The following is a 25,393-nucleotide window of genomic DNA, read 5'->3' as shown; positions in this document are numbered from 1 at the left end:
AAGTACGGAAAAACGTTACAAGTCCAGGATTATTTAGACGCAGAGAGGGCAGTCTTAACGCTCATTTTACGCAAGTATGCTTTTTCTTAAATCTCTATCAGCTTTACCTCTATCTCCAGTTCAGATAGCAATGAAAGCAAATCGCCAAAGGCAAGCCAGACGGTGGCAGTGTTATCATTAGGGTGAATTCCGATGATGGTCGCTGGCAGAAGGTCTTTGCTGCTGACGAAGATAACGCTTTTGCTCGTATCGTTCAACAGGCCGAAGGGAGAAACCAGGCCTGATTGCAGTCCTAAATATTTTTCCAGACGCTCTGCCGAAGCGAAGCTGAGGCGGGAGCTTGTGAGCTTTGCGGCCAACTGCTTAAGATCAACAGGCGTAGTTGCCGGAACAGTCAACAGAAAGTGCTGTTTGCCGCTGCTGTTGCGCAAAAATAAATTTTTGCAGATAACAGCGCCGGCAGGCATCTCCAGTGCATCAAGTTCTTCCATAGAATAAACCGGCCGATGTTCTGTATATGTGAAATGTACATGCTTGTTGTTAAGCAGAGCATAGATGCTATTTTTGTCGAAGCTCATAGGTAATCTCCTCACGCTAAGTTTTGTATGCTGATGCATTTCATTATAAAGCAGCAGGCGCATTATGACAACCTGCGTACTTTCTAAATATGGAGAAAGCTTGGCGTTCATGCTATAATAATAGCATAGCGAAAGGCGGAAAAGATAATGCGAAAATTTATGATATACATTTTAATGCTGCTGGCTTTGCTCGCAGCAGGCTGCGGCAGCCAGCAGCCTCAGCCTAAGGAGCTGCAGCTCTGCAGCAGCATGGGCACCAGGCTGACGGAGGTTATTGCCGACAGCTACAGTAAGAATACGGGCGTAAAAGTAAAGATAAGCTATCTTCCGGGCGGCACGCAGCAGGAGCGTTTGGATTACCTGCGCAAGCACAAATTTGACGTATGGCTGGGTGGCACCAGTGAGGAATATTTTATGGCAGATGAGCAGCATATTCTGCAGCCTTATATCGCCAAGGAAGCCTACAAGGTGCCGGCAGAGCTGCGCAATCGCACCGGTCAATGGACGAGTCTTTATTTGAGCTATATTGCTTTGCTGAGCAACAAAAACAATCTGCATGCTTACGGCTTATATGCGCCGGAAACCTGGGATGAGCTTTTGGCACCGCAGCTTAAGGATGAGCTGGCTATTGCTGATTTTAATCTTGGTGGTGCCAGCTATGGCATGATTACCAGCATCTGGCAGTTGCGCGGCGGCGACCAGGCATTGGCTTATGCGGCTAAATTTAATGCACAGCAGCCGGTTTATACTAAAGGCTTTGGCGAGGCTGTGGACCTTGTCTATATAGGCAAAAAGACGGTTGCCATAGTGCCGTTGGATTATGCTTTGCAGATGGAAGCACGTCATCGTCATCTGTTTGCAACGGTAGTGAAGGACGCCAATCGTACAATGCTTACCGGTGCAGCCATTATGCGTAGTGCAGAGCATTCGGAGGAGGCGCGCGCCTTTTTGGATTTTCTGATGAGTGATGCGGGTGTAGAGCTTTTGCCTGCCAACGGTTATCACTATATGTGGCATGTAAAAAAATATCCCTACAATGATGGCCGCCGGGAGCTTATAGGCAATGTCCGCGTGCCGGTAGATGATTTGAGCTGGACCTCGGTTTATAAGAGTGAGATTATCCGCCAGTGGCGCAGTGCGCTTTAACGGCATAAAAAAATTGGCGCTTTTACAGCGCCAATAAATTTTATAAAACCTTATGTTTTACATGGTCCAGTGCCTGGTCGAAAAGACTGAGCACGTGGCTGTCATCCAGAGAATAGATAACCTCTTTGCCGTCCTTAGTAAATTTTACCAGGTTGGTGGCACGCAGCAGACGCAGCTGATGCGAAATAGCGGAATGTGTCATGCCAAGTGCATCGGCAATGCAGGTAACGCACATCTCCTGGTGTGCTAACAGGGAGAGAATGCGGATACGGGTGGGGTCACTGAGGACTTTAAAAATATCAGCCATGGGCTGGATATATTTTTCGTCATCATTGCCGGGGAGCGGCAAGGCATGATTGTGGATGTGTGTCATTTTTTCACCTACTTTATTTTTTATTGTTTAAGCGCAGACCTTTATTGAAAAAGAATGCGAGTACTGCGTAATAAAAGAAGCCTCCGGTAGGAGTCTTGCTGATAAACCACGTCGGAAAAAGGAAAAAGCTTACACTGAGAAAGAGCAGCTGCGGCAAGCAGCTGAAAAGACAGCTGATGCCTTCCTCCTGCCATTTGCTTTTAATGTGCAGCGCACTGAAAACGCTGTAGCGTGAGGCAAAGGCTCCGAAGCAAATGCCGCTGAAGGCATAAAGAAGAAGGTTAACAATTTCGCCGAAGTTCATCTTACTTACCTTCTTTGCTGCTGAACTGCTTAAAAAAGCCGGTTTTGAGCAGCAGGCAGGCAATAACGCTGCCGCCGATAGTACTTACCAAAAACGGCGGGATAAAGAACCAGGCTACAGCTTTGCTGCCTAAAAGCAGAGTGGCCATAATCCAGGCAACGAAGCCACCGATGATTCCGGTGCCGAAAATTTCACCGGCCATAGCTGCCGGCAATGTTTTGTAACGGCTGTAGGCCAGTCCTGCGAGGGCTGCACCAATCATACTGCCGGGGAAAGCCAGCAGTGAGCCTGTGCCCAGCATGTTGCGCAGACAGGCAATGATGAAGCCGATAGCAACGGCGTAATCAGGTCCTAAAAGAACCGCACCCATAACATTGATGGCGTGCTGCACAGGGAAGCATTTGGAAACACCTGCAGGGATATAAATTAAATGTGCGCTCAGTGTGCCGATGGCAATCAGAAGCGCTGCTGATGTCAGCTTGCGGGTTTGCATATAAAAACCTCCATGGGAAAGTTGTGTGTGGCTAACAATGATGTAACTATATTATAGCATTTAAATAGGTGTTTTGTGAACATATTTAAATGGATTTAGAAGAAAATCTTGCAGAATATAAAAACTTATTAAGCAGAACAGGAGTGATAAAGTTGGCTTTGTTAGAAGGTATTAAGGTTATTGATTTTTCCAAGTGGCTGCCGGGACAGTATTGCGGCATGCTGCTGGGCGATTATGGTGCGGATGTTATCAAAATCGAGGATTTGCAGGGTGATGCGACGCGTCGCTTCTGGCCTGAAAAAACTAAAGGCATGAGCTACTGGCATCTGATGCTGAACCGCAATAAGCGAGGCGTTGCCCTGAATCTTAAAAAGGATGGCGGACGTGATTTGTTGCTGAAGCTGCTGCAGGAGGCCGATGTTTTTCTGGAAGGCTTCCGTCCCGGTTATCTGGCGCGTTATGGCCTTGATTATGACAGTGTGCATAAAATCAATCCGCGGCTTGTATACTGCTCGATTACCGGCTTCGGGCAGAAATCGCATAAGCCGGCGCACGATCTGAACGTTGTCGGTCTGGCTGGCCTGAATAATCTTGATGATGTTGGCAGAGCCTGCGTATCTGAGGTGCAGGTGAGCGCAATTGGCAGTGGTTTGAATGCTTTAAGTGCGATTTCTATGGCGCTGCTGGCGCGCGAACGTACTGGCAAAGGACAGTGGCTTGATGTTAATTTGTATGCTACGGCGCTGTCTATGCAGGTGACGGGCATCAGTGCTTTGTGGGGCTGCAGGGAAACAGGCGAAAAGCCCTTTGGCCGCATAGCGCATTACTATAATATTTATCGTACGGCAGATGGCAGATATATGACGGTTGGCACTATCGAGCCTAAGTTTTGGCAGCGCTTCTGCGATTTAATTGAATGTCCGGAGCTGGAAAAACGCCAGTATGATTTTGCGCATGAGGAGGAGCTGCAGCAGCTGGTGGCTGCTAAAATTGCCACTAAAACTCAGCAGCAGTGGCTGGAGCTTATCGGCGGCGCAGAATTTTGCGTAACGCCTGTGTGCAGCCTGGAGGAAGCACTGGACAGTGAGCTGACAGCGCAGGAAGATATTCTGCAGGAGGCTGACAGCGACCTTGGCAATTTGCAGTATATCGGCGGTCCGGTGAAGTTCAGTGAGGATGCTAGTACCATTCGCATGCGGGCTCCTAAGCTTGGTGAACATACGCTGGATATTTTACAGGAACTGGGATATAATGATAATGAAATCAATGCCCTGCATGAAGAGGGGGCAATCTAAAGTTTTTGGATTATAGTATACTTATGAAGCAGGAGGCCAATATGAGGAAGATAGTAAAGCTTTTTATGACATTTGTTTTTGCCTGCTGCCTGTTTGTAGGCGTTAACCCTGCAGAGGCGGGCTTAATCAGCAGAGAGCAGGAAATTGAAATGGGACAGAAGACAGCGCAGCAACTGGAGGCCCAGTATGGTGTTTCTCAGGATTATGCGCTGCAGGAAAGAGTTAACCGCATCGGCCAAAGGCTGGCTAAGGTTTGCGGACGTGATGATATCACCTTTTCCTTTAAGGTGCTCAATAACAATGAGGTCAATGCCTTGGCCTGCCCCGGCGGCTTTGTTTATGTGTATAAGGGATTGATTGACTATATGCCGACAGATATGGAGCTGGCTGGCGTGCTTGGCCATGAGGTAGGACACGTAGCAAAAAAGCATACTGTCAATGCAATTGAAAAGCAGATGTGGACATCCCTGATTCTGTTAGCTGCTACGCGTGGACAGGGCATGGGCCTTGTGCAGGCAGCACAGCAGGCGTTGTTTGCCGGTTACAGCCGTACAGACGAACGCGGTGCTGATAAGGAAGGCGTAAAGAACAGCATTGCAGCAGGCTACAATCCCTACAGCATGCTGATTACTGTGTGGAAGCTTGATGATTTGTCCAAGCAGGGCGGTGGTGCCAATTACGGCCTGTTCAGCAGCCATCCTGAGCCGGAGGAGCGTGTAAAGCGCGTTATGAAGCAGCTTAAGGAATATGATATTCATCCTGATGTTATAGTTAAGGATGACGACCATGCGACTGTTACCGAGGGCAATTGGACCTTTAACGTTGGGCAGAGCATTGGCAACACTAAGGGTAAATATCGTGCCTACATGCTTGCAGGCGGATTGTGGAACGTGCGTCAGCGTGGTCCGGTCAACCCAAATCATTTCGTAGTTTATGATAATGGCAGTACGGCGGATATCTACTATGATGATATTCAGGTTTTCCGTCTGTATACGCAGGATGCAGGTGCTTTTGGCAGTGCCGGTGCTTATGCAGCAGCCTGTGCTGATATGCTGCGTGATTGGGCACAGATAGCTAATGCTAATGATGCTAAAGCTAAGAGCAGCACCAAAAAGAAATAAGCAGTTTCAGGCAACAAATAAAGCCATACCCTGCTAAGCAATTTGCTTAGCGAGGTATGGCTTTTTAGTTGCGTTAATGCATGGAAGGTGTTTTTTACAGTACCTTTTGCAGCAGGTTCAGCACATTCTTATGGGTGATTTTTTCAACGGTGCTGGCGCTGTATTTTTTAGAAAGGTATTCGTAAACAGCGCTGTAATCCTGCACGCCGTGCAGGTTATAGGGCGGATGACTGATGCCGTCAAAGTCACTGCCGAAGCCGATATGGTCATCGTTGCCCATGAGGTTCAGCATGTAATCGATATGGCGGTAAATACTTTCGATGCAGGCATCGTTGTAATCATGTTCCAGGAACTGGCCGGCAAAGGTAACACCAATCAGGCCGTCATTTTCTTTAATTGCCAGAATCTGCTTGTCATCCAGGTTACGCGGATGCGGGCAAAGAGCCTTAGCGTTGGAGTGGGTTGCGATAATAGGCTTGCTGCTGGTCTCGATAACATCCCAGAAGCCTGCGGGTGCAATATGGGAAACGTCAACCAACATACCGAGCTTGTTCATTTCAGCAACTACTTGGCGGCCGAAAACGGTGAGACCGCCGCCGCTGCTTTCTTCGTTGACACCATCAGCGATATCGTTGCGGTTGCTCCAGGTGAGTGTCATAGCGCGCACGCCTAAGGCGTAGAGGCAACGCAGTGCTTCCAGACTGCCGTCGATAGCGCCGCCCTCTTCAATGGCGAGCAAAGTTGCAGCCTTGTGGTTGAGCACATCGGCAGCGTCCTCTTTGGTGAGTACCTGCAGCACATCGATGCCGTCTGCGTGAAGCTTCTTTACTTCCTGCAGGTATTTGTCCAGCAGCTGCAGGGTGTAGCGCAGACCGCCGTAATAACGGAATTCGTGTGTGGGTACGAAGATAGCACAGAATTGCAGACCGCCGCCGAGAGCGATTTGACGCTGAATGTCAAAATGCTGGTCATTTGCATAAAGGCTGGTGCCTTTCTTATATAATTCGGTAAGGGTATCGCAGTGACAATCACAGATAAACATAGAGAAAACTCCTTTCAGAATTTATTAAACCCCCGCGTTTCCCAAACGTGGAACAGCGGGGGTTTTAATACTGTAAATTTTTACTTAACAGTTAAGGGTACTTGCTTCTTACCAACCGGTGTAGTAGTAGAAGAAGGTCATACCGATGGTAACGATCATAGCGCCGGCCATGGGGATTGCGGTGCGTTTTACCAGATCAAAGGAGGAAACGCCGCCCATACCGGAGGATACTACGATAACTGCGGTAATCGGGGAGCAGTTACGCATGATGGAAGCTGCAAAGTGCATCGGCAGCAGCATCAGTACCGGGTGCAGGCCGCTGTGCGCTGCAACTGCCGGAGTAAGTGCGGCGAATGCGAAGAAGGGAGCGTTGCCGCTGCCCATAACAATTGCGGATACAGCGATGATTGCTACCATAACCAGCATCATAGCCATCGGGCCGAAGCCTAAGTTTTTACTGCCGTCGATAAGAGTAGTGATAGCACCCATGGATACGAGGCCTTTAGCAAAGGTTTGGCCTGCAACAACCAGGGTAATAACGTTAGCCATCTGCATACCTAAACCGTCAAAGAAGGTCTGAATATCGCCCAGAACCTTTTGACCGTCACGCCAACGAGCATACTCGCACATAACACCGATAGTCATACCGATGAACATGGCCATAACGATGTTCATCTTAATAGTGGTAATCCAAAGAGAGCTGAAGGAAAGAATCAATGCCAGAGGAATTACCGGCAGGATAGCGTACCACATCGGTGCATTATCTGCTTCTTCTTCAATTTTTTCAACCTGCATCGGCTGCACGATATGACCGTCGCGTTTATCCATATATTTCTGAGTCAGGTAATGCAGAACACCTACAACTACAAAGGCTACAGCAACGATAGGAACCTGATAATGACTCCAGTAAACTACAGGGTCAACGCCTGCTGTTTCAGCGGAGAGGATAGTACCGGTGTCACTGGGGCTCCAGTCAAAGCAGAGGGTGGTTGCTACAGCAGCGGTTGCGGACAGACGGCTTACGCCCAAGCCCAACAGGATGGGGAACATGGTTACCATCAGCAGCATTGCCAGACCGGAGGCACTGTTGATGCACAGACCGATGAGCATACCGATAATCCAGGTGCCGCTCATTACCAGATAGGGGGATTTTAAAGCCATCAACGGTTTGATGGTTAAACGTACTAAAGAGCGGGAAGCGCCGATTTTATCCATATATTTAGCGAAAGCGCCTACAGACATAATGTTCAGGCCAAGCTTGCCAACGTTAGAGCTGAAGGTTGCGCGGATAAATTCAAAGGCATCGAAAATTACGGAGCCTGTTGTAGCCTTAGCTCCTAGAATCTGGCTGTAACCCAGCATAGCAGCGATATACATCATGATAATACCGCCCATAAAGAGCACAGGCTGTGGCTTGTACTTTTTGTAAATCAAATAGCCAACCCAAAAAGTTATAATTGCAGAAATAACAATACCCAATTTTCATCATCCCTTTCTCTTATGAATTTATTTTACAAAAATTTAGGCAATTCCATTATAGCATAACTTTGTTGCATTAAGCAATAAAAAACCTGCATTCTTCCCCATGAAGGGGACAGAATGCAGGTTTTTTTAGTTAATTATTAATAAATGTCAATCTTCTAGAGACAAAACACGTAAAACATGTTGGATATAAATAGCCTGAATAGCTTTGGAACGGCCAAGACCGCACAGGTGGCCGGTTGTTTTGATGCCCAAAGCCTCAATCTGAGTCTTCCAGCTGTCTTCCTCATCGCTGTACATATCGTTGTTGGCGTGATCGCCGGCAACAACCATCAGAGGATACATATGTACATGCTTATATTTGCGTTCCTGCAGCTTTTCGAGAACCGCTTCAAAATTAGGAGTATCCTCTTCTTCTACGGTTCCTACAATAACAGGGAATTTCATAGAATCAAAGATTTCCTGCAGCTTAACATAGGTATAGCCATGTGCTTTGTTATTGTTGCGCGGAGTACCGTGGCCCATCAGGACTACGCCTTCGCCCGGCGCTAAGGGAGGAATCTGAACGGCAATAGCTGCTGCTGCCAGTTTGTAGTCTTCATCGTTAACGATGAGAGGCTGACTGATAATAATTTTTTGGAATTTAGCGGTAAATTTTTCTTTGAGGCTGAGAATCTTCTGTTCGAATTCTTCGCCGTGCAGCAGATGCGTCGGCTGCAGTACCACCTCTTCGTAGCCTGCGTCTGCCAGCTTTTGCAGCACTGTTTCCGTATCGTCGATTTTAATACCGCGTTCAGCCAGACGTTTGCGGATAATTACGGAGGTAAAGGCACGATACTGGTCGTAGGCAGGGAAGGCTGCGGCCAAGGCCTGTTCAATGCCGCCGATATCTTGGGTTCTGGTTTCGTCGAAGGTGGAGCCGAAGCTGATAACCACCAGAGCTTTTTTGCTATCCATCTGTAGCACCTCTTCTTCCTGAATTAATTTATATTATAAAAATACTCTCCGCCCAGACAAGCGGACGGAGAGTAAAAAGGTGTGAAAGAAATGAATTACTTGGTCAGTAAATTATTTAGCTTCCAGAGCATCCCAAGAATCGTTTGCTCTTTCAACGAACAGTTTTTGTACTGCTGCGTTTTCGCCCAGACCGTGGATGTAGGTGTTAACCTTGAAGCCTTCGGCCTGCAGTTGAGATTTAAAGGAATCAGGCTCGTCACCGGCCATATCGTTGTTAGCATGGTCGCCTGCAACCATCATCAGCGGCATCAGAGTTACGTTCTTAATGCCTTTAGCTTTCAGTTGCGGAGTAACGGTGTCCAGATGCGGCCAGCCTTCTACGGAGAAGATGTAAGCGTTGGTGTAGCCAAGCTCATTCAGACGGTCTTGCATTACTGCATAGTAAGCATTGGACGGATGCGGAGTACCATGAGCCATGATCAGAACAGCATCTTTTTTGCCGAGTTTCGGGAATTGAGTAGAAACTGCTTTCATGGTTTCGGTAATATCGTCAGCTTGACCTTCCTGGCCTTGCCAATACATCAGCGGAGTACCAAAGGTCATTTTTTTGAAGTCATTTTTGTGCAGGTTATAAACTGCATCTTTGTATGCATATTCCATGCCCGGAATAATATCAAGAGAGGTCAGAGCAACACGGGTGTAGCCTTCAGCTTTCAGTTGAGCCAGAGCTTCTTCAGGTGTCGGAATGGTGAGACCTTCATGAGCTTTGATACGGTCAATAATAATATGAGAGGTGAAAGCAGTAACTACTTTTACACCAGGATGAGCAGCTTTAATAGCATCTACGGTTGCTTCAATAGTTTTAGCACGGCTGTCTTTAAAGGTGGTACCGAAGCTCATAACAACGATAGCGTCTTTATCAGGCAGGTTTGCCAGGGCCGGATTAACATTGGTCTTTACGCCGATTTGGGATGCCATGAGCAGAGCCGGGGTAGCGTCTTTAACTTCGTCGTTCAGTTGATATGCGGCATGGCTGGTAGCAGCAAAGCCTAAGAGGGCAGCGCAAGTCATAGATGCAACAGCAAATTTTTTCAGACTTTTCATTTTGAAAGCACTCCTTTGTATTCATAAATCATCAAAAATAGTAGAAGGTTGTTTTATAAACCTTACTTCTCTGTATTATATCACTTATAGTTGAGATGTCAACAAAAATAATAAGAATTGCTATTATGAAGCTGTAGTAAAAAAACAGACTGCTGTTATCAGCAGTCTGTTGCAAAGTTATTTCTTAAAGATTTTTCTAAAACAGTCCTTCAGAGAGCGTCCGAGCATACCGTTTGCAGGATCGTTTTCATATTCGCGGTCGCGGCTGTCACTGAACGAAGCGACGAGCGTGCCGTCGTCCATATCGTAAAAGTTATAAATCATGCTCATATAGGCATATGGATGATAGCTTTCCGATACCCAGCGCTGGCGGACAACGTCTTCCGTCCAGTAGTGGCGTTTACCCTCTTTGTCATAGTAATAATGTGTTTCCTGGGTAGTGTAATCTTCAAAATGACCGGGAACACGAACAGTATGGTAGCCGAAATGATTAATGGTAACGCGCATTTCTAAATCTCTGGGCGCTAAATTTTTCTGGCTGGCTTTAACATTATGATATTCCGGCAGAGGCTTTTGTGTTTCGTCTGTAGCAATCAGCTTTTGTCGGCCTGCAGCCTGTAAAATGGCAGCCATTACTTTTGTTTCTGCATTTTCATCAATCTTGAAGCGACGCGTCGGCTCTCCTTCAAGATTATCAATCTGGGTGATATGAATCTCTTTCACTGTATGCAGATTGTAGTCAGGATGCTTATAGGGTTGGTTAGCGAAGCAGGAAACGCTGGCGCAGAGCAGCATAATAAACGTAAGCAGGAACAGGGATAATTTTTTCATGGCAGACCTCCCAAAAGCGTCCTCAGGTTAATCCTTCAGCATACCCTTGATGCCGGCAAAGGTTTCCGGGCTGATAATATGCTCGATACGGCAGGCATCTTTTTCGGCAATTACTTCGTCAACGCCCAAAACCTCGTTGATAAAACGTGTCAGGGTTACGTGACGGTCATAAACTGCAGCAGCCTTTTTTTGTCCGTCTTTAGTAAGCAGGATACGTCCGTCCGGCTCCATGATAATATAGTTATCACGCTTTAAAATGCTCATGGCGCGGCTGACACTGGCCTTGGTAAAATTCATTTCCTCAGCAATATCAATAGAACGTACGCTGCCATTGCGTTTTGTTAGGATTAAAATAGTTTCTAAGTAATTTTCTCCGGATTCTAGCAGTGACATTTTTATAACCTCCATCAGAATTAGATGTAACATTTCGATTACTATTATTTTAACACATTTAATGGTTAACGTCACTAGCTAAGATAGTGTATAATAAAAAACAGAAAGAAACGCCTGGTGAGTAAGCTGAGGCTATCTGAAATAGATGATTAGACGGAAAGAGGTTATGTTATGCTAAATTTTATGCAGGAAGCAAAGAGCGTCTGGGAGCTTTTACGTCAGACACATAAGCCGATAGTGCTTTATGGAATGGGCAATGGCGCTGATAAAATTCTTGATTGGTGCGAGAAAAATAGCGTGCAGGTACAAGGTGTATTTGCCAGTGATGAATTTGTCCGCGGTCAGCAGTTTCGCGGCTTTACGGTGGAGCGTTATGACGCTTTGTGCGAACGTTTGGGCAATGAGCTTTTAGTTGTCATTGCCTTTGCCAGCGAAAGACCGGAGGTGCTGGAGCGTTTTGCGCAGCTGGCTGCTGAGCAGGAGGTGGTGGCGCCGCATCTGCCGCTGTTTGACGAGGAGAAAACTGTAAGTGCTGCCTGGCTTAAGCGCTACGAGGAGCAATTGCAGCAGGTTTATGACCGACTGGCTGATGAACAGTCACGCAGAGTGTTTGCTGATACGTTGAACTATAAGCTCAGCGGCAAGATAAGCTATCTTTTTGACTGTGAAACGCAGCGTGAGGATGATATCAGGACGTTGCTGCAACCAACATCTAATGAAGTGTATCTTGATCTTGGAGCCTATAACGGTGATACGATACAGGAGCTTGGACGCCTGACTGATTGGCAGTGGCGTGAGGTGCTGGCGGTAGAGCCGGACCGCCGCAACTGCCGCAAGCTACGCTTGCTGGCAGACGAGCTAGCGGCGAAAGGACTGGCGGTTGAGGTACGTGAGGCAGGAATCTGGAACGAGCAGGGTGAGCTGGGCTTCAGTGACAGCGGCGGCAGGCAATCAACCTTTATCGGCGCTGAGAAGAAAACTGTGCCAGTGACGACGATTGATAGCGTGGCGGCGGGACGCGACGTGACAATAGTTAAAATGGATGTCGAGGGGGCAGAGGTGCAGGCTATTGCCGGAGGCAGGCAGACCATTGGCAGCTGTAAGCCGAAGCTGTTTGTGGCAGCGTACCATTATGATATTGATTTATTCCGTTTGCCTTTGCTTTTGTGGGAGCTGGTGCCGGAGTATAAGATTTATCTGCGTAAGCATCCTTATGTGCCTGCATGGGAACTGAATTTTATTTGCATCGAAAAATAGTGGGACGTTAAAGGTCCATGTAGGACAAAAAATGTCAAATGTAATATAGTGGTGGAATGTCCTTTTAATAAATGTCAAAGTGACACAAAAAGTTAATTATTTGTAAAAATAATGTAAAGTGTAAGCAGGTAAAAACTGACCTGCAACGAATTTATCAAATATGGGTGTAGAATGGGAACACACTAAAATATAATTTTCAACGACGATGCAAAAAAAGGAGTGTATGCAAATGAAAAAATCTAAATGGATGCTTGGTGCAGCAGCAATGTTGGCTTTATCTGTAGCTTTGGCTGGCTGCGGCGGCGGCGACAAAAAAGCAGACAATAAGGCTGCTGGCGTAAAAGGCAGCTTGATGGTTTATACCTCTATTTATCCTGATATTATCGACAATATGTGCAAACCTAACGTAGCAAAAGCTTTCCCAGATATGAAGGTTAACTGGTTCCAGGGCGGTACCGAAAAAGTTATCACCAAGATTACCGGCGAAATCAAAGCTAAAAAGATTGCTGCAGATGTTCTGATGGTTGCTGATCCGTCCTACTATCTGAAGCTGCAGGAGCAAGGCTTGCTGTTACCGTATAAATCCAAAGAAGATGCTAACGTTATCAGCGAAAAAGACAAAGACGGCAACTGGTACGGCGTTCGTATCTCCAATATGATCATTGCTTATAACTCCAATAAGCTGAAAGCTGAAGAAGCTCCGAAAAACTGGACCGACCTGACCGATCCGAAATGGAAAGGCAAAATTGCTATGCCTAACCCGATGCTGTCCGGTACTGCTTATGTAGCAGTTGGTGCTTTGGCTGACAAATACGGTTGGGAATATTTCGATAAACTGAAGGCTAACGGCCTGCGCGTTGAAGAAGGTAACTCCGCTATTCAGAACAAGCTGCTGACCGGCGAATATGCAGCTGTAATGATTCTGGAAGAAAACATCCTGAAGCTGGCTAATACCAAGAAAGAGCCTCTGAAGATTGTTTACCCGACCGACGGCGTAATCAACGTTCCTTCCCCGATTGCTATCTTCAAGGATACCAAGAATCCTGATGGTGCAAAGGCTTTGGTTGACTGGTGGCTGTCCAAAGAAGGTCAGGAAGCAGTTGTTAAAGGCTGGATGCACTCCGTTCGTGGCGACGTAAAAGCTCCTACCGGTGCTGAAGATACTAAGAAAATTGTTGAGGGCAGAATTAAAGTTGATTGGCAGAAGCTGGCTAACAACAATGCTCAAATCAAAGAAGAATTCCGTAAGAGAGTTATGGATAAATAATGCGTTGCTAAGTTAAATTATAGCGGAAACAGGGAGACCTTTCAGGCCATCCCTGTTTTCTGCTCAATAAAGAGGGGCCGAAAGCTTGCTTTTGGTGTTGCTCTGAGGTATTAAAAAAGGAGAAAGAAGCGTTCTATGTCAAGAATAAACAGTAAATTTATTGTTATCGCTATCTCCGTGCTGTTGCTTTTATACTTTGTTATCTTCCCGATGGGAATTCTGCTGTATGACAGCATCATGCTGGATGGCGCAATTAACTTGGAAAACTATCGCAATGTATATAGCCAGGATGTCAACTGGCGTGCGTTGACGAATACAATCGAGTTGTCTTTGGGCGTTATGATTGTCAGTGTGCTGATTACCTTCCCGCTGGCCTGGCTAGTTGGCCGTACCGATATGCCCGGTAAAAAAATCTACCGTACTCTGTTGGTATCCAGTTATATGATTCCGCCGTATGTAGGAGCTATTGCCTGGGTACAGCTGCTGAACCCCAGTGTAGGTTATCTGAATGAGATTCTTAAATTTGTCTTTGGCCTGGAAACAGCGCCCTTTGACATTTATACTATGGCCGGCTTAGGCTGGGTACTGACTCTGTTCTACTCTCCCTTTGCTTTCATTACCATTTCCCGTGCGATGGAGAAAATGGATCCGACTTTGGAAGAAGCTGCGCGTGTCAGCGGTGCTTCTCCGATGCGTACTGTTTTTGACGTAACTTTGCCGCTGATGGCTCCTTCCATTCTGGCCGGCGGCCTGCTGGTATTTATTGCTGCTGGCAGCTGCTTCGGTATTCCTGCTATCGTAGGCATGCCCGGTAATATCGAAGTAATGACCACGCGTATTGTAACCTATATTTACATGGGCGATACTGCGGGCGTACGTGATGCGACGGCGCTGGCTGCTTCCCTGATGTTCCTGGCCAATATTTTGCTGTTCGGTATGACCTGGATGGTAGGCAAAAAGGATTACACCACTATCAGCGGTAAGAGCACCCGTCCGAACATTGTAGAGCTGGGCAAATGGAAATGGCCCTGCTTCTGCCTGGTTGGCGCTTACAGCATGATTTCCATTATCATTCCGCTGGGCTCCATAGTGCTTACCAGCTTGATTATCACCCTGTCCAAGCCGATTGGTCTGGATAACCTGGGCTTTGATGCCTGGATTCCGGTTATCACCAGCTCCCAGTACATGGAAAGCGTTTGGAATTCCGTTGTTTACGCTGTTATTGCTGCCTGCATCGGCACGCTTATTTCCATCTTTATTGCATATCTCGCAGTTAAAACAAAAATCAAAGGTCGCAGCCTGCCGGACCTGCTGGTAGTTATCGGTGGCAGTACCCCGTCCATCGTTATTGCGCTGGCTTTGATTATTACCTTCAGCGGCAATTTTGGCTTGAACCTGTATTCCACAATGTGGATTATGGTAGTTGCTTATCTGGTAAAATATATGACGATGTCTGTGCGTACAATCGCCGCTTCGCTGAGCCAGGTGCACATCTCTCTGGAGGAGGCTGCACTAAATTCCGGCGCCAGCTGGCTGCGCTGCTGCAAGGATATCATCATGCCGCTTATTGCACCGTCTATAGTTGCCGGCTGGTTCCTGATTTTCATGCCGTCCTTCTACGAGCTGACTATGTCCCTGCTCCTGTACGGCAGTGATACCAAGACCATCGGCGTATTGCTGTATGAACTGCAGACCTATGCAGATACGCAGAACGCTTCTGTGCTTTCTGTAATCATTCTGCTGATTGTTTTGATTGGTAACCTGATTCTGAATAAGGTTTCCAAGGGTAACGTAGGTATTTAATTAAAGGAGTGTAATAAATGGCTGAGGTAAGAATTGAGCATGTATTTAAACGTTTCGGCGCTGTAACTGCCGTAAACGATTTTGATTTAGTTGTAAAGGATGGCGAATTTGTTTCCATCCTCGGTCCTTCCGGTTGCGGTAAAACCACTACCCTGCGCATGATTGCAGGCTTTGAACGTGCTACCGAAGGTGAAATTTATATCGGTGACCACTGCGTAAGCTCCTCTATTAAAGGCAACTTCGCTCCGCCTGAAAAACGTGACATCGGTATGGTATTCCAATCCTATGCTGTTTGGCCGCATATGACTGTTGCCGAAAACGTAGGCTATCCGTTGAAAATTCAAAAGGTAGATAAAAAGGAACGCGAAGAACGCGTACAGAAGATGCTGGAGCTGGTTCATCTGGGTGAATACAGCAAGCGTTATCCGCATCAGCTGTCCGGCGGTCAGCAACAGCGTGTAGCTTTGGCGCGTGCCCTGGTAGCACAGCCCGGACTGCTGCTTTTGGATGAGCCTTTGTCTAACCTGGATGCTAAGCTGCGTGAATCCATGCGCTTTGAAATCCTTGCTATTCAAAAAGAACTGGGCATTACTGTTGTATACGTAACTCATGATCAGGGCGAAGCAATGGCAATGAGCGACCGCGTAGTTGTTATGAGTGCCGGCGTTGTACAGCAAATCGGCGCACCGCACGAAATTTATACCAAGCCTGCCAACAAAATGGTTGCGGACTTCATCGGTCTGGTTAACTTTATTGATGGCGAGGTTAAGGGTGACAGAGTATTCATTAAGGGAAGCAATGTTTCCTTCCCGAATACCGCTAAGGTTACCGGCGAAGCAACAATTGCCGTACGTCCTGAGAATATTACCATGTCCCTCAGCGGCGGTCAGATGGAAGGCCAGGTAACTCACCGCTTCTATCTGGGCGATGCGGTTGACTATCGTGTAAACGTTCACGGCCATGACATCCGCGTTATCGTTAAGGGCGCAGATCTTGATGCAATTCCCGACGGCTCTAGGGTATATCTGGACTTTGACAGAGTAATGGTTTTCGACAGAAACTAAGCTGAAAATATAAGACGGAGATAACGGATTAAATTACTGTTATCTCCGTTTTTTTGTGTAAAAAAACATAAAAAAACTGTGGTTAGCTATTGACAACTCGGCTTAACAGTAGTATAGTGGTCTTAAACAGGAACAATAATATAAATTTACGCATAAAGCGCATAAAAGTTCCGTCGCAAAAGCCGAAGAGCTAAATGAGGGTTTTATGAATTTAATTGAAGGTCTTACTAATTTTAATTTAACAAAGCAGGAAGCAACGCTGTATGTGCTGCTGCTGAAGTCCGGTCAGATGACCGGCTACGAAGCAGCCAAGCAGACCGGCATTTCGCGCTCTAACACCTACACTGCGCTGGCAGGACTGGTGGATAAGGGAGCAGCGTATGTGCTGGAGGAGGGCAAGGTAACGCGCTATACTCCGGTGCCTGCTGCTGAGTTTTGCAGCAACAAAATCAGTTGTCTGGAGGAGATAAAAAAAGATATACTCCAGCAGCTACCGGTGCTGAACAATGATCCTGAGGGGTATATCACCATCAAGGGTGCGCAAGAGATTATAAATAAACTGCGCAATACCGTGCGTCAGGCACAGGCAAGAATTTATCTGTCGGCTAACAGCAGAATGCTGGAGCTGCTGCTGCCGGAGCTGCAGGCTGCTTTGCAACGTGGCTTGAAGGTAGTAGTTATCGGCGATAAAAGCTTTTCTTTGCCGGGAGCAATCTGCTACGGAACAAATAAGCAAAGCGAGCAGATTCGTCTGATTGCCGATTCACACACCGTTTTGACAGGGGATTTACAGAATGATGATGATTCAACCTGTTTGTATTCCTGCAAACGCAATTTAGTTGATTTATTTAAGGAAGCGCTGCAGAATGAAATTGCGCTGATTAAATTACAGAAAGGTGATATGAATGTCTAAGAAAATTCCGTTTGTTACTAAAGAACAATTAGAAAAAATCGTTTCCCAATATCCTACTCCGTTCCATCTTTATGATGAGGCCGGCATCCGTCGCACTGCGCGTCTGGTGAACAAGGCTTTTTCCTGGAACAATGGCTTTAAAGAATATTTCGCAGTAAAGGCTACACCTAACCCCTATCTGCTGCAGATTCTGCGCGAAGAGGGCTGCGGTGCCGACTGTTCCTCCTATACCGAGCTTTTGATGAGCGATGCCGTAGGCTTTAAGGAGAGCGAGATTATGTTCTCTTCCAATGCAACTCCGGCAGAGGACTTTAAATTGGCTCGTAAATTGAATGTAACCATCAATCTGGATGATATTACTCATATTGACTTTTTGGAGAAGGTTGCCGATATTTCGGAAACCGTCTGCTGCCGTTACAATCCCGGCGGACATTTTGCCATTGCCAACAACATTATGGATAACCCCGGCGATGCAAAATACGGTATGACTCATGAGCAGATTATCGAAGCTTATAAAATTCTCAAGAGCAAGGGCGTAAAGAATTTCGGTATTCATGCTTTCTTAGCTTCTAATACTGTTACCAACGAATACTATCCGGAGCTGGCACGTATTCTGTTCGAGCTGGCAGTTGAGCTGAAGGAAAAAACCGGCGCGCATATCTCCTTTATCAACCTCAGCGGCGGTATCGGCATTGCCTATAAGCCTGAGCAGCAGGATAACGATGTACTGGCAATCGGCGAAGGCGTGCGCAAGGTGTTTGAAGAGGTACTCGTTCCGGCAGGCATGGGTGATGTTAAGCTGTTCACCGAGCTTGGCCGTTATATGCTGGCACCGAACGGTGCTCTGGTAACTACCGCTATCCACCAAAAGCATATCTACAAAGAATATATCGGTTGTGATGCCTGCGCTGCTAACCTGATGCGTCCCGCTATCTATGGTTCCTATCATCATATTACTGTTATGGGCAAGGAAAACGCTCCCTGCGACCATAAGTATGATGTAACCGGCGGCCTGTGCGAGAACAACGATAAATTTGCCGTAGACAGAATGCTGCCGGAAATTAATATCGGTGACCTGCTCTTTATTCATGATGCCGGCGCACATGGCTTCTCCATGGGCTATAACTATAACGGCAAGCTGCGCAGTGCTGAGCTGCTGCTGCAGGAGAACGGCAGTGTGAAAATGATTCGTCGTGCAGAAACCCCGGCAGATTATTTTGCTACCTTCGATTTCGGCGAGTACGGACCGAAGCTGGCAGAGGAAGCAAAGATTAAAATGTAAAAAGCAACGCTTAGTGACGTTGTTTCACGAGGACTGAGGCCTGAGGGCTTCGGTCCTTTGTTATTGTGTGATATAAGCACTTGCCTGAAAGCTGCTTTTGATTTAAAATATATAGTGAATTGTCGGAAGCTTTAGGCAATAATGCTTTCGAAAAAATTATCAGGCTGTGAGGGAATGCAGCCGAATTTTGGAGGATGTGCTTATGCAAAATAAATATGCTGTTTACGAGGAGGCGCTGGCGGAGGAGCTTATTCCCGCCATGGGCTGTACCGAGCCTATCGCCATTGCTTACTGTGCTGCTGTATGCCGCGAGCAGTTGGGAGCTTTCCCGGAGGAGATCGAAATTTGGGTTAGCCGTAATATTATCAAAAACGTTAAGAGCGTTGTTGTTCCGAACACCAACAAAATGAAGGGCATTGAGGTTGCCTGTGCTGCCGGTGTTGTTGCTGCTCATTCCGAGCGTCAGCTGGAGGTTCTGGCTTATATTAACCAGGAACAAAAGGCTGAAATTAAGGCTTTGGCTGAATCCGGCAAGATTAATATTCACGTTTCCGAAGAACCGGATATTTTCTATATCCGCATTTTCCTGGCAGCAGGCGGCAATAATGCCGAGGTAACTATCCGCACAGACCACACTAATGTTACCTGCATCAAGAAAAACGGCGTTACTATTTTGGAAAAACCGATTGTACCTGCCGAAGAAGAGGCAAAGAGCCTGTGGAGAATCGAAGACGTTCTGGATGCGGCCCGCAATATGCCGTTAGATAATGTTAAGCATCTGCTGCAACGTCAGATTGATTTCAATATGGCTATTTCCAAAGAAGGCCTGACTAATGATTACGGTGCCAGCATCGGCAAGATTTTGTTGCGCCGTGACCCCGACAGCCTGCGTATCCGCGCACGTGCCAGCGCTGCTGCAGGCAGTGACGCGCGTATGAACGGCTGCGAGCTTCCGGTAGTAATTACCTCCGGCAGCGGCAACCAGGGTATTACCGCTTCCGTTCCTGTTGTTGTTTATGCACATGCATTGGCTGCAGGCGAAGAAAAAATGCTGCGTGCAGTACTGCTGAGCGACCTGGTTACCATCTACCTGAAGCAGGGTATCGGAAAGCTGTCCGCATACTGCGGTGCTATCAGTGCCGGCTGCGGTGCAGGTGCGGCAATCGCTTTCTTGTATGACTGCACTGATGACCAGATTGAGCATGCTGTAGAAAATGCTCTGGCTATCAACAGCGGTATTATCTGCGACGGTGCTAAATCCTCCTGCGCAGCTAAAATTGCTATGGCTGTTGAAGGCGGTTTGATGGGCGTTGATATGTCCGTTGCCGAGCGTAACTTTGCTGGCGGTGACGGCATTGTCCAAAATACTGCCGATGAAACTATTGCTGCAGTTGGCAAAATTGCCAGCCAGGGCATGGTAGAAACCGATAAAGAAATTATTGATGTAATGCTTGGCCTGTAATCAAGGCAAAAATAAGAGAGTCTGCTATTTTAGCAGACTCTCTGTTTTTTATGTCCAGCAGATAATTATTCTTCTACCATTTTAGTAAGCTCTTCCACGTGTTCGGTAGCAGTGAGCACATAGATGAAATCGCCGCTGAGCAGGCGTGTATCACCTGCCGGAATAACTTGGGATTCACCGCGTTTGACATCTACAAGAAGTGTGTTGGGCGGCCAGGGGATATCCTTGATGAGCTTGCCGCTGACACTGCTGCCGCTGCAAACTGCCAGCTCGATAACATTGCGCTGCTCCAGCACAGCCGGCTCCGGTGCTTTTTTGCGCAGCATGCGCTGCATCAGCTCCTCGTAGATAGGCTTGCTGTGGCACAGCTCCGCAATGACGAAGGCTACCATGGCAGCAATTGCCAGCGAAAGCAGCTGTTGGTAGCTGGCTGTCATTTCCATAATTAGTACGGTGCCTGTGATAGGCGCGCGTACGGAAGAAGCAAAAAGCGCCGCCATAGCAACAACCATAATATTTGTGGCATATGCAGGCTCAATCCAGCCAAGCATAATCAGAATCTGGGCGCAAATGCTGCCACAGAGAGCGCCGATAACGAGCATCGGCAGGAAGAAACCGCCGGGAACGCCGCAGCCGTAGCTGATGAGCGTAAAAATCAGCTTGCCTGCAAGAAAAATCAGCAGAAGCTGCAAGGATACAGGTGCTTTGGCCAGATGGTTGATAAGATCGTTGCCGCCGCCCAAAACCTCAGGCAGGAAGTAACCCAAAATACCGGCGCAGATGAGGGCAAAGGCAATCTTCTGTACAGGGCGCTTGAAGCAGGGCAGGCTGTAAAAGCGGCCGATGTTCAGCAGTCCCCAGTTAAAGATAACACCTGCCAGACCGCTGGCAAGAGCAACCAGAATGACGATGCCGTAATAGCCTATAGGAAGCAGCTGTAAGTCGGGGATATCAAAAATTGTCGCACGGCCGAAGATGGCGCGTGAAATAATAGTTGCGGTAAAGGCTGCCGCCATGGAAGGCAGCAGAACCATGATGGAAAAATTGCGGTGCAGCTCTTCCAAAGCAAAGATTACACCGGCGAGCGGAGCGTTGAAGGCTGCTGCCAGACCGGCGCTGGCACCGCTGGTCAGCAGATAGCGTTCTTCCATGCGGGTGCGTCCCATAAGACGGCTGACGCCCTGCGCAGTTACTGCGCCCAGCTGGATGGAGGGACCTTCACGTCCCAGGGAAAGACCGGCACCGATGCCGATGATGCCGGCGGTGAGCTTAACCCAGAGAATGTGCAGCCAACGCATTTTCATCAGGCCTAAAATTGCTCCCTTAACCTGAGGAATGCCGCTGCCTGCCGCCATAGGCTCGATGCAGTTGAGCTTGTGCAGGATGAAGGCGATGGCGATGAGCACGGCGAACCAGCAGGCGTTGATCCTCCAGTCGCTCACCCATAGGCGGTTGTAGAGCGCTCCGCGCAGGTATTCCATCTCCGAAAGGGCGAAGCGGAAGAAGCTGATGACTATACCGGCGAAGATACCGGTGAGGATACCCTCCGCAAACAGGCGCAGGCGGAAGCGGTGCATGTCGCTGAGCGAACGGTAGGTTTTGTATTTTTGTTCTTTATCGTCCATAAATATAACTCTTTTCTTCGAATTTTTGTAACTAATATTATAGCACAAAAATAACCTTATGACGCAGTACCGAAGTAGCGGTCATAAGGTTATTAATAATTTTCAGGTCAAATTTAATTTAAGCCTTGGCAGCTTCTTCCTTAGCGTAATCCGGATCAAATTTCGGATTCAGGTAGTTTTGGTAAGCCCACGCAAGGAGTGCACCGGAAATATTGTGCCATGCGGAGAAAACAGCGCCGGGAACGGTTGCGGCAGGCAGAGCAGCGAAATGTGCTTTTGCCAGGCCGGTTGCCAGACCGGAGTTTTGCATACCAACCTCGATGGACAGAGCAACAGCCTTTTTCCAGCTGAGGCCGGTGAAGCGGGCGATGGCAAAGCCAAGGGCGTAACCGCAGCAGTTATGCAGAATAACTACCAGCAGAATCAGGCCGGGAGCCTTCAGAATCAGGTCACGGCTGGCGCCGATAACACCTGCGATAATCAGAGAAATTGCAATGGAGGATACAGCCGGCAGATAGTCGGTTGCTGCTTCGGCGAGCTTGGGCAGGAAGGATTTAACAGCCAGACCTAAGCAGATAGGCAGAATAACGATTTGAACGATGCTCCAGAACATACCTACCGGGTCAAAGTTAATCTTTTCACCGATAATCATGTAGGTGATGAACGGAGTCAGAATCGGAGAAAGCACAGTGGAAACACTGGTCATGGTTACGGAAAGTGCAACGTCGCCCTTGGACATAAAGGTGATTACATTGGAGGAGGTACCGCCGGGGCAGGTGCCTACCAGTACAACGCCGGTGGTCAGTGCTGGGTCCAGATTGAAGGCAACGGACAGCAGGTATGCCAGGAAGGGCATTACGAAATACTGAGCGCAGCAGCCGATGAGAATATCGAGCGGGCGTTTCAGAACCAGCGCGAAGTCCTTCAGATTCAGTGTGGTGCCCATGCCGAACATTACGATACCGAGCATGCAGCTCAGGACGCTGATGCCGTGCACCTTGCCTAATACCCACAAAAAGTTCTGCGGCATTGTGAGGCCGAGAACCAGAAAAACGATGGCGATGATGCCAAAGAATTTGCCGATTAAAGCACAAAATTGTTTCATTATGAAATTACCTCTTTCCCTTAATAAAAAAATAATAATTTTAGAGAGTAGCGGCAATGCTCTCTCCTTTGTCTGTAATGTCCACTATTATAACAAAGACAGAAGAGGAAATAAAGAGTTGGCTGTAAAAAACTGTAAAAAATTTTAAAAACGGTGGAATTGTGTTATAATGTTAATATAAATTGCGAAAAATACGGACGGAGGTACGCTACTTGTATACTATAAGCAGAGATTACCGCAAAGAAATTGTGATTGAAAAATCACGTTTTATCTGCTCGCTGAAAAAAGTTCACAGCGAAGCAGAGGCTCAGGAGTTCATTAAGGCCGTAAAAAAAGAGTTCTGGGATGCAACGCACAACTGCTCCGCCTATATCGTGGATGACCTGGCACAGCGCTCCAGTGACGATGGCGAGCCGAGCGGTACTGCCGGTATTCCTATGCTGGAGGTGCTGCGTAAGAACGGACTGACGGAAACAGCTGCGGTGGTGACGCGTTACTTTGGCGGCATTAAGCTGGGCGCAGGCGGACTGGTGCGCGCTTACAGCGGCAGCGTGGTAGGCGCAGTGAAGGAAGCAGGCCTGGCACAGAAGATTTTGCTGGGCTATTACAGCTTTTTATATGATGTGAACAGCGTCGGCCGCATTCTGAATGTGCTTTATCAACAGCAGCTGTTTGAGATTGCCGATGTGCAGTACGACCTGCGCGCCAAGGTTATCCTTAAAATGCGCGCGGAGCAAAAGGCAGAGGCCGAGGCTTGGCTGACAGAGAACCTGAATCAGCAGATAGAGCTGGAGCAGGAGGGCACAGAGTTCGCTGAGGTGGCGCTGTAGCCTTAGCTGCAACAGGCATAACGCATAAAATGCTTGCAACATATAAAAAACGATCTCCTGAATTTAGCGGTGCAGACTGCTTGCGGGAGGTCGTTTTTTATGCTTCCAATAAAAAGATTCAGCTTTTATAGAAAAATTGTCCGCAGTAATGTATAATAATATGAATGAAAAGATTACTGACAGGAGGTAGAGGCGAGTGATTGAAGAAAGAGTGCCACCGCAAAATATAGAAGCGGAGCAGGCTGTGCTTGGCGCGATGCTGATTGATAAAGAAGCTATTGCCAAGGCGACCGAAGTGCTGTCGGCGGATGATTTTTACCGCGAAGCGCATCGCGTTATCTTTAGTGCAATGCTGGAGCTTTATAATAAAAATGAAGCAGTAGATATGGTTACTGTGACGGAAATCCTCAAGCGTGACAATAAACTGGAGGATATCGGCGGCATTGCCTACATCACTAGTCTGGCGAACGTGGTACTGACAGCGGCTAACGTTAAATACCATGCGGAGATTGTTGCTGAAAAGTCGGTTTTGCGCCAGCTTGTGCGTGTTTCTACCGAAATTGCGGCTATGGGCTACGAGGCCAACGATGATGTCGGTACGCTGCTGGATACAGCTGAAAGCCGCATCCTGGAAATTTCCAACCGTAAGAAAAAGGCGGATTTTACGCCGATTAATGATATCCTGATGGATAGCGTGCAGAGCATTGAAAGCCTGTTGCAGAACAAGGGCGGCCTTACCGGTATTCCGGCTGGCTTTGCAGATCTGGATAAGCTGACGAGCGGCCTGCACCCTTCAGATTTTATTATTTTGGCGGCGCGTCCGTCCATGGGTAAAACTGCGCTGGCACTGAACATTGTGCAGAATGTGGCACTGCGTGCACATAAGGCTATCGGCGGCGAGCCGCGCAGTGTAGCTTTCTTCAGTTTGGAAATGAGCAAGGAGCAGCTGGTTAACCGTATGCTGTGCGCCGAAGCCGGCATCGACAGCCAGCGCCTGCGCGTTGGCGAGATGCATGACGAGGACTGGACGCATCTGTGGGATGCCTGTGATACGATGAGCCGTGCCAAAATTTATATTGATGATACAGCAGGTATTACGGCGATGGAAATGCGCAGCCGTGCACGCCGCCTGAAGGCAGAGCATGGCCTGGATTTGATTGTTGTCGATTACCTGCAGCTGATGCAGGGCAGCGGCAAGCGTAATAATTCCGGCGACCGTCAGCAGGAGGTTTCGGAAATTTCCCGCTCGCTGAAGGCATTGGCGCGTGAGCTGGATGTGCCGGTGCTGGCGCTGTCACAGCTGAGTCGTAGCGTTGAATCGCGTCAGGTTAAACGCCCCATGCTCAGTGACCTGCGTGAATCCGGTTCTCTGGAGCAGGATGCGGATATCGTAGCATTCCTGTACCGCGAGGATTACTACAATCCGGAAACAGAAAACAAGCATACCGAGCTGATTATAGCTAAGCATCGTAACGGTCCGGTAGATACCGTTAATCTGTTCTTCCAAAAGCAGTTCACCAAGTTTGTCGGCTTTACGAAGCGCGAAAGCTGAGCATAAAATACAGCGACATAATAAAAGTCCCGGGATTTTAACATCTCGGGACTTTTTGAGGTGCGCCCAGCATGGGCGATAACTAGGTGGTGAAAGTCCACTACGCGCTCGGTA

Annotated in this window: 24 protein-coding genes; 12 read left to right on the top strand and 12 right to left on the bottom strand. The window is 47.7% G+C overall.

Annotated elements, in window-relative coordinates; translation table 11 throughout:
• Positions 1-86: 86 nt before the first annotated feature.
• Positions 87-578 (bottom strand): prolyl-tRNA synthetase associated domain-containing protein, encoded by a 492-nt coding sequence (locus Q0612_RS10880; protein ID WP_298884603.1) that lies wholly within the window; start codon positions 576-578, stop codon positions 87-89.
• Between the two features lie 147 nt (positions 579-725).
• Here Q0612_RS10880 and Q0612_RS10875 point away from each other — a divergent pair, with 147 nt between their 5' ends.
• Positions 726-1,724 (top strand): extracellular solute-binding protein, encoded by a 999-nt coding sequence (locus Q0612_RS10875; RefSeq protein ID WP_293829744.1) that lies wholly within the window; start codon positions 726-728, stop codon positions 1,722-1,724.
• Positions 1,725-1,764: 40 nt separating this feature from the next.
• Here the strand turns inward: Q0612_RS10875 and Q0612_RS10870 are convergent, their stop codons facing one another.
• The 3 genes from Q0612_RS10870 to thiW are packed head-to-tail and all read right to left on the bottom strand — an operon-like array spanning position 1,765 to position 2,894.
• The gene (locus tag Q0612_RS10870; protein ID WP_298884598.1) at positions 1,765-2,097 is read right to left on the bottom strand and encodes a helix-turn-helix transcriptional regulator; all 333 of its coding nucleotides are present in this window, start codon (positions 2,095-2,097) and stop codon (positions 1,765-1,767) included.
• 13 nt (positions 2,098-2,110) lie between these two features.
• Entirely contained in the window at positions 2,111-2,401 is a 291-nt protein-coding gene (locus Q0612_RS10865) for a hypothetical protein (protein ID WP_210685331.1), read from the bottom strand.
• A gap of 1 nt (position 2,402) precedes the next feature.
• The gene (gene thiW, locus Q0612_RS10860) at positions 2,403-2,894 is read right to left on the bottom strand and encodes an energy coupling factor transporter S component ThiW (RefSeq protein ID WP_009145153.1); all 492 of its coding nucleotides are present in this window, start codon (positions 2,892-2,894) and stop codon (positions 2,403-2,405) included.
• Positions 2,895-3,046: 152 nt separating this feature from the next.
• Here thiW and Q0612_RS10855 point away from each other — a divergent pair, with 152 nt between their 5' ends.
• Both Q0612_RS10855 and Q0612_RS10850 read left to right on the top strand, forming a co-directional pair.
• The gene (locus Q0612_RS10855; protein ID WP_298884592.1) at positions 3,047-4,189 is read left to right on the top strand and encodes a CaiB/BaiF CoA-transferase family protein; all 1,143 of its coding nucleotides are present in this window, start codon (positions 3,047-3,049) and stop codon (positions 4,187-4,189) included.
• Between the two features lie 41 nt (positions 4,190-4,230).
• A complete protein-coding gene (locus Q0612_RS10850) occupies positions 4,231-5,310 on the top strand; it encodes a M48 family metallopeptidase (RefSeq protein ID WP_298884589.1) in 1,080 nt (359 codons plus the stop codon).
• Between the two features lie 94 nt (positions 5,311-5,404).
• Here the strand turns inward: Q0612_RS10850 and Q0612_RS10845 are convergent, their stop codons facing one another.
• From Q0612_RS10845 to Q0612_RS10820, 6 genes are all read right to left on the bottom strand, one after another.
• Complete coding sequence (locus Q0612_RS10845; protein ID WP_298884586.1) at positions 5,405-6,352, bottom strand: dipeptidase; 948 nt, start codon at positions 6,350-6,352, stop codon at positions 5,405-5,407.
• 108 nt (positions 6,353-6,460) lie between these two features.
• Positions 6,461-7,831, bottom strand: a complete 1,371-nt coding sequence (gene dcuC / locus Q0612_RS10840; RefSeq protein WP_298884583.1) for a C4-dicarboxylate transporter DcuC — start codon at positions 7,829-7,831, stop codon at positions 6,461-6,463.
• A gap of 153 nt (positions 7,832-7,984) precedes the next feature.
• Positions 7,985-8,791, bottom strand: a complete 807-nt coding sequence (locus Q0612_RS10835) for a sirohydrochlorin cobaltochelatase (RefSeq protein ID WP_298884581.1) — start codon at positions 8,789-8,791, stop codon at positions 7,985-7,987.
• Positions 8,792-8,902: 111 nt separating this feature from the next.
• Complete coding sequence (locus tag Q0612_RS10830) at positions 8,903-9,895, bottom strand: sirohydrochlorin cobaltochelatase (RefSeq protein WP_293829726.1); 993 nt, start codon at positions 9,893-9,895, stop codon at positions 8,903-8,905.
• Positions 9,896-10,072: 177 nt separating this feature from the next.
• Positions 10,073-10,726: a hypothetical protein gene (locus Q0612_RS10825; protein WP_293829724.1), complete on the bottom strand. Its 654-nt coding sequence runs from the start codon at positions 10,724-10,726 to the stop codon at positions 10,073-10,075.
• 27 nt (positions 10,727-10,753) lie between these two features.
• Positions 10,754-11,113 (bottom strand): metal-dependent transcriptional regulator, encoded by a 360-nt coding sequence (locus tag Q0612_RS10820; RefSeq protein WP_366517760.1) that lies wholly within the window; start codon positions 11,111-11,113, stop codon positions 10,754-10,756.
• 177 nt (positions 11,114-11,290) lie between these two features.
• Here Q0612_RS10820 and Q0612_RS10815 point away from each other — a divergent pair, with 177 nt between their 5' ends.
• From Q0612_RS10815 to Q0612_RS10785, 7 genes are all read left to right on the top strand, one after another.
• Complete coding sequence (locus Q0612_RS10815) at positions 11,291-12,376, top strand: FkbM family methyltransferase (RefSeq protein ID WP_293829719.1); 1,086 nt, start codon at positions 11,291-11,293, stop codon at positions 12,374-12,376.
• 229 nt (positions 12,377-12,605) lie between these two features.
• Positions 12,606-13,643: an ABC transporter substrate-binding protein gene (locus Q0612_RS10810; RefSeq protein ID WP_298884576.1), complete on the top strand. Its 1,038-nt coding sequence runs from the start codon at positions 12,606-12,608 to the stop codon at positions 13,641-13,643.
• A gap of 135 nt (positions 13,644-13,778) precedes the next feature.
• Positions 13,779-15,446, top strand: a complete 1,668-nt coding sequence (locus tag Q0612_RS10805) for an iron ABC transporter permease (protein WP_293722512.1) — start codon at positions 13,779-13,781, stop codon at positions 15,444-15,446.
• Positions 15,447-15,463: 17 nt separating this feature from the next.
• Positions 15,464-16,510, top strand: a complete 1,047-nt coding sequence (locus Q0612_RS10800; RefSeq protein WP_298884572.1) for an ABC transporter ATP-binding protein — start codon at positions 15,464-15,466, stop codon at positions 16,508-16,510.
• 205 nt (positions 16,511-16,715) lie between these two features.
• Positions 16,716-17,423 carry a TrmB family transcriptional regulator gene (locus tag Q0612_RS10795; protein ID WP_298884570.1) on the top strand — a complete coding sequence of 236 codons (708 nt, stop codon included), beginning with the start codon at positions 16,716-16,718 and terminating at the stop codon, positions 17,421-17,423.
• Positions 17,416-18,705, top strand: coding sequence for a diaminopimelate decarboxylase (locus Q0612_RS10790; protein ID WP_298884568.1), 1,290 nt, complete (start codon positions 17,416-17,418; stop codon positions 18,703-18,705). The genes Q0612_RS10795 and Q0612_RS10790 overlap by 8 nt, the downstream gene beginning before the upstream one ends.
• Positions 18,706-18,907: 202 nt before the next feature.
• Entirely contained in the window at positions 18,908-20,167 is a 1,260-nt protein-coding gene (locus Q0612_RS10785) for a serine dehydratase subunit alpha family protein (protein ID WP_293693006.1), read from the top strand.
• Between the two features lie 65 nt (positions 20,168-20,232).
• Here the strand turns inward: Q0612_RS10785 and Q0612_RS10780 are convergent, their stop codons facing one another.
• Both Q0612_RS10780 and Q0612_RS10775 read right to left on the bottom strand, forming a co-directional pair.
• The gene (locus Q0612_RS10780; RefSeq protein ID WP_298884565.1) at positions 20,233-21,792 is read right to left on the bottom strand and encodes a ClC family H(+)/Cl(-) exchange transporter; all 1,560 of its coding nucleotides are present in this window, start codon (positions 21,790-21,792) and stop codon (positions 20,233-20,235) included.
• A 118-nt stretch (positions 21,793-21,910) separates the two neighbouring features.
• Positions 21,911-22,897, bottom strand: a complete 987-nt coding sequence (locus Q0612_RS10775) for a bile acid:sodium symporter family protein (protein WP_298884563.1) — start codon at positions 22,895-22,897, stop codon at positions 21,911-21,913.
• A gap of 212 nt (positions 22,898-23,109) precedes the next feature.
• Between Q0612_RS10775 and Q0612_RS10770 the strand changes: the two genes are divergently transcribed.
• The gene (locus Q0612_RS10770) at positions 23,110-23,727 is read left to right on the top strand and encodes a YigZ family protein (RefSeq protein WP_298884560.1); all 618 of its coding nucleotides are present in this window, start codon (positions 23,110-23,112) and stop codon (positions 23,725-23,727) included.
• A 199-nt stretch (positions 23,728-23,926) separates the two neighbouring features.
• Positions 23,927-25,279 (top strand): replicative DNA helicase, encoded by a 1,353-nt coding sequence (gene dnaB, locus Q0612_RS10765; RefSeq protein ID WP_044484143.1) that lies wholly within the window; start codon positions 23,927-23,929, stop codon positions 25,277-25,279.
• Positions 25,280-25,393 lie beyond the last annotated feature (114 nt).

The organism is uncultured Phascolarctobacterium sp. (genome assembly GCF_937920985.1).
In the GTDB taxonomy this organism is placed as follows: Bacteria; Bacillota; Negativicutes; order Acidaminococcales; family Acidaminococcaceae; genus Phascolarctobacterium_A.
The sequence above is the reverse complement of the archived record's forward strand: the minus strand, read 5'-3'. Positions and strand labels throughout refer to the sequence as shown.

Bases quoted from the DNA above. Each gene is read 5' to 3' on its own strand.
- Q0612_RS10775 (WP_298884563.1), bottom strand. From the start codon at position 22,897: ATGAAACAATTTTGTGCTTTAATCGGCAAATTCTTTGGCATCATCGCC.
- Q0612_RS10810 (WP_298884576.1), top strand. From the start codon at position 12,606: ATGAAAAAATCTAAATGGATGCTTGGTGCAGCAGCAATGTTGGCTTTA.
- Q0612_RS10825 (WP_293829724.1), bottom strand. From the start codon at position 10,726: ATGAAAAAATTATCCCTGTTCCTGCTTACGTTTATTATGCTGCTCTGC.
- Q0612_RS10850 (WP_298884589.1), top strand. From the start codon at position 4,231: ATGAGGAAGATAGTAAAGCTTTTTATGACATTTGTTTTTGCCTGCTGC.
- Q0612_RS10815 (WP_293829719.1), top strand. From the start codon at position 11,291: ATGCTAAATTTTATGCAGGAAGCAAAGAGCGTCTGGGAGCTTTTACGT.
- Q0612_RS10865 (WP_210685331.1), bottom strand. From the start codon at position 2,401: ATGAACTTCGGCGAAATTGTTAACCTTCTTCTTTATGCCTTCAGCGGC.
- Q0612_RS10805 (WP_293722512.1), top strand. From the start codon at position 13,779: ATGTCAAGAATAAACAGTAAATTTATTGTTATCGCTATCTCCGTGCTG.
- Q0612_RS10835 (WP_298884581.1), bottom strand. From the start codon at position 8,791: ATGGATAGCAAAAAAGCTCTGGTGGTTATCAGCTTCGGCTCCACCTTC.
- Q0612_RS10800 (WP_298884572.1), top strand. From the start codon at position 15,464: ATGGCTGAGGTAAGAATTGAGCATGTATTTAAACGTTTCGGCGCTGTA.
- Q0612_RS10875 (WP_293829744.1), top strand. From the start codon at position 726: ATGCGAAAATTTATGATATACATTTTAATGCTGCTGGCTTTGCTCGCA.
- thiW (WP_009145153.1), bottom strand. From the start codon at position 2,894: ATGCAAACCCGCAAGCTGACATCAGCAGCGCTTCTGATTGCCATCGGC.
- Q0612_RS10790 (WP_298884568.1), top strand. From the start codon at position 17,416: ATGTCTAAGAAAATTCCGTTTGTTACTAAAGAACAATTAGAAAAAATC.
- Q0612_RS10785 (WP_293693006.1), top strand. From the start codon at position 18,908: ATGCAAAATAAATATGCTGTTTACGAGGAGGCGCTGGCGGAGGAGCTT.
- Q0612_RS10845 (WP_298884586.1), bottom strand. From the start codon at position 6,352: ATGTTTATCTGTGATTGTCACTGCGATACCCTTACCGAATTATATAAG.
- Q0612_RS10795 (WP_298884570.1), top strand. From the start codon at position 16,716: ATGAATTTAATTGAAGGTCTTACTAATTTTAATTTAACAAAGCAGGAA.
- Q0612_RS10870 (WP_298884598.1), bottom strand. From the start codon at position 2,097: ATGACACACATCCACAATCATGCCTTGCCGCTCCCCGGCAATGATGAC.
- Q0612_RS10780 (WP_298884565.1), bottom strand. From the start codon at position 21,792: ATGGACGATAAAGAACAAAAATACAAAACCTACCGTTCGCTCAGCGAC.
- Q0612_RS10880 (WP_298884603.1), bottom strand. From the start codon at position 578: ATGAGCTTCGACAAAAATAGCATCTATGCTCTGCTTAACAACAAGCAT.
- Q0612_RS10830 (WP_293829726.1), bottom strand. From the start codon at position 9,895: ATGAAAAGTCTGAAAAAATTTGCTGTTGCATCTATGACTTGCGCTGCC.